At 54.9% G+C, this 2855-nt stretch carries 3 protein-coding genes; all 3 read left to right on the top strand.

Features of this window, described 5'->3' with window-relative positions; genetic code table 11:
• Positions 1–262 precede the first annotated feature (262 nt).
• From WA354_RS21440 to WA354_RS21430, 3 genes are read left to right on the top strand one after another with little or no spacing between them, the layout of a single operon-like run.
• Positions 263–580 (top strand): site-specific integrase, encoded by a 318-nt coding sequence (locus WA354_RS21440; RefSeq protein ID WP_472815059.1) that lies wholly within the window; start codon positions 263–265, stop codon positions 578–580.
• Positions 537–1136: a tyrosine-type recombinase/integrase gene (locus WA354_RS21435; RefSeq protein ID WP_472815058.1), complete on the top strand. Its 600-nt coding sequence runs from the start codon at positions 537–539 to the stop codon at positions 1134–1136. The genes WA354_RS21440 and WA354_RS21435 overlap by 44 nt, the downstream gene beginning before the upstream one ends.
• Positions 1133–2320 carry an IS91 family transposase gene (locus WA354_RS21430; protein WP_472815057.1) on the top strand — a complete coding sequence of 396 codons (1188 nt, stop codon included), beginning with the start codon at positions 1133–1135 and terminating at the stop codon, positions 2318–2320. Before WA354_RS21435 ends, WA354_RS21430 begins: the two co-directional genes overlap by 4 nt.
• Positions 2321–2855 lie beyond the last annotated feature (535 nt).

Genomic DNA, 2855 nt, shown 5'->3' with positions numbered 1-2855 from the left:
ATCCGGTTTTTGTCCATCGACTCGCGCATTTGCTCCACGCTTCCTTCAGACCCCGCCTCGCGACAGTAGCCCTTGCGTCATTGCTAACCCTTACCTCCATCAGGTCGGGTAGAGGACTTTCACCTCCGAGCTATTGAACATGCCCGGCGCACAACTAAGCCGCTGGCGCGGCGGATGCTGCGGCGGAGGTCTCCCAGTAGTTTTGTCGCCGGTGTAGTGTTTGGGTCACAAGGAGGTTATTGTGACCCATCTTCGGCAGAAGATGCTGGATGAACTCCAGCGTCGCAACTACTCACAGAATACGATCAAGACCTATCTGCACGCGGTAGAAGAGTTTTCCAGGTATTTTCACAGATCTCCAGACAGATTGGGACCTGATCATATTCGGCAGTATCAGGCCTATCTATTTCGAGAGCGCAAGCTCCAAGCAGGGACGATTGCATTGTGCACTGCGGCTCTGCGTTTTCTCTACGTCAAGACGCTGCGACGCCCGTATCTGCCCGAGCACATCCCATTTCCCAAACGTCCAAGGCAATTTGCCCGTTGTACTCAGTCCAGAAGAGGTTCAGCGGCTGATTGATTCAGCAGAGAACCTGATGCGCCGCACCATAGTGATGACACTGTACTCAACTGGGGTCCGCTGCTCAGAACTGTGTCATCTCAAGGCAGCCGATATCGACAGCCAACGCATGGTCATTCATATCCACAAGGGCAAGGGCGGCCGGGACCGCGATGTTCTTTTGAGCTCCAAGCTGTTGAACACCCTGCGTGAGTATTGGCGCTGGATGAAGCCTAAGACCTACCTGTTTCCAGGCATGGTAAACAACTGGCGTGCAGATGTACCCATTACTCCGAAGGTCGTGTGGGAGGCCGTAAACGATTCTGGCAAGCGCGCCGGCATCAGTAAGCGCGTTGCGCCTCATTTGCTTCGACACAGTTTCGCGACGCACATGCTTGAAGCCGGTGCTGACCTGCGCACTATCCAGGTTCTTCTCGGCCATGCCAAGATCGGCGATACAGCACTCTACCTGCATCTGTCCCGCCGCCATCTGCAGGCGGTTCCCAGTCCGCTGGAAGCAATCGAGGTTTCGAGTAGCGATGAAGTGAAGCGTTCCCGGAGGAGGATGAAGCAGTGAGCCGGCCCACCCTCGAGGTGGCCGACATCATCCGCGCAGTGGGTAACAGATTTTGGGAAAAGCACAAGTCACACCTGGCATGGGCGCATCGCAAGGTGCTCGATGCCATCGTCCGGTGCCGTACGGCGGCACTGGGCGGTCATCGTGATAAATGCATCCGCTGCGGCCATGTTACCGCCTCTTATAACTCATGCCGCAATCGGCACTGCCCAAAGTGCCAGGGCAACGCGCGCGCAAAATGGCTGGCGGCACGCGCGGCTGAACTGTTACCCGTTCCGTACTTCCACATCGTTTTCACTCTGCCGCACGAACTCTCGGGCTTAGTGCTCCAGAACAAGCGGTTGCTCTACGATCTGCTCTTCCGCACCAGTGCCGCTTCACTGCTTGAACTAGCAAGCGATCCCAAGCATCTGGGAGCGGATATCGGATTCCTCGGCGTGCTCCATACATGGGGACAGAACCTCCAAGTTCATCCACACGTTCACTACATCGTTCCCGCCGGCGGTCTTGCAACTGATGGTTCAAGATGGATCAGATCATCGCCCCGGTTCTTTCTGCCTGTTCAAGCACTCAGCCAGGTCTTCTGCGGCAAGTTCTGTGAGGAGCTACAAGAGCTTTACAAACAAGACAGACTCCAATTCCATAACTCGCTTCAGCACCTTGGCTCACCTGGAGCATTCAACTATTTCCTCTGGCAACTGGGCCAAAAAGACTGGGTCATATATGCCAAGGCACCCTTCGGCGGCTCCGAACACGTGCTCAACTACCTGGCGCGCTATACCCATCGCGTCGCTATTTCCAACCATCGGCTTGTGGCCTTCGAAAACGATCGCGTGTCATTCCGCTGGCGAGACTATGCTCATGGCGGCAAGCAAAAAGTTATGACTCTTACAGCAGATCAGTTCCTGCGCAGATTTCTTCTTCACATGCTGCCTAAAGGCCTGGTCCGCATCCGCCACTTCGGCCTGTTCGCCAATCGCAGAAGGGAGACCGCACTTGCACGTTGCCGCGAGTTGCTTAGCGCGACAACCATCAGAGAGCAATCGGAAACAACGAATCTGCCGCGTTGCCCCGCCTGTTCAGCAACTACGCTGGTCATCGAACGATTCACCAGTGCTCAACTTTACTTCCAGCCTGACCTGTGCCTCGCCACTCCACAGAGGTGCAGCGTCGACAGTTCATGAATAAACAGCCATGGAACACGGCAAATCTATTTCGGTCGCCCCATCGCACCCTAGCGCATGCAACGCCGTCCTATGCCTGCAAACTGCATATGCAACCAGCCGGCGCCATCGGCTCACACCTTACGGGTCACAGTTCCATTCGCAAAAGCGCCTTACTTTACTCCACGAATCGAGCACTGAGCATGAAATGCTCCAAATGAACCACTCGGCAACATTGAAAATACATAGGTAGATCACCGCATCCGCCGCGAACGCCAGCGGCTTAGTTCAAACGACTCTATCGAAACTGCCCCGGACGAGATAACCAACCTCAGTCCTGCCTTGTCTGCCGGGGCAGTCCCGATAGAGACCTAACGTTTACCGTTACTAATCCCACAGAGCGCCGCTCAACATTGGTTCAATGAGCGATTTGGGCTGATATCGCTAGTTGAAATTCATGCCCGTCGCCGCGGCGAATAGCTCGAATATTTCCAGCAGATTGTATTCGTCAATGCTCGATCAGCTTTCCTTCAAGCGTGCTTATCGAAAATGCTTC

The sequence above is a fragment of the Occallatibacter sp. genome (assembly GCF_049802275.1).
Taxonomy (GTDB): domain Bacteria; phylum Acidobacteriota; class Terriglobia; order Terriglobales; family Acidobacteriaceae; genus Telmatobacter.
The sequence above is the reverse complement of the archived record's forward strand: the minus strand, read 5'-3'. Positions and strand labels throughout refer to the sequence as shown.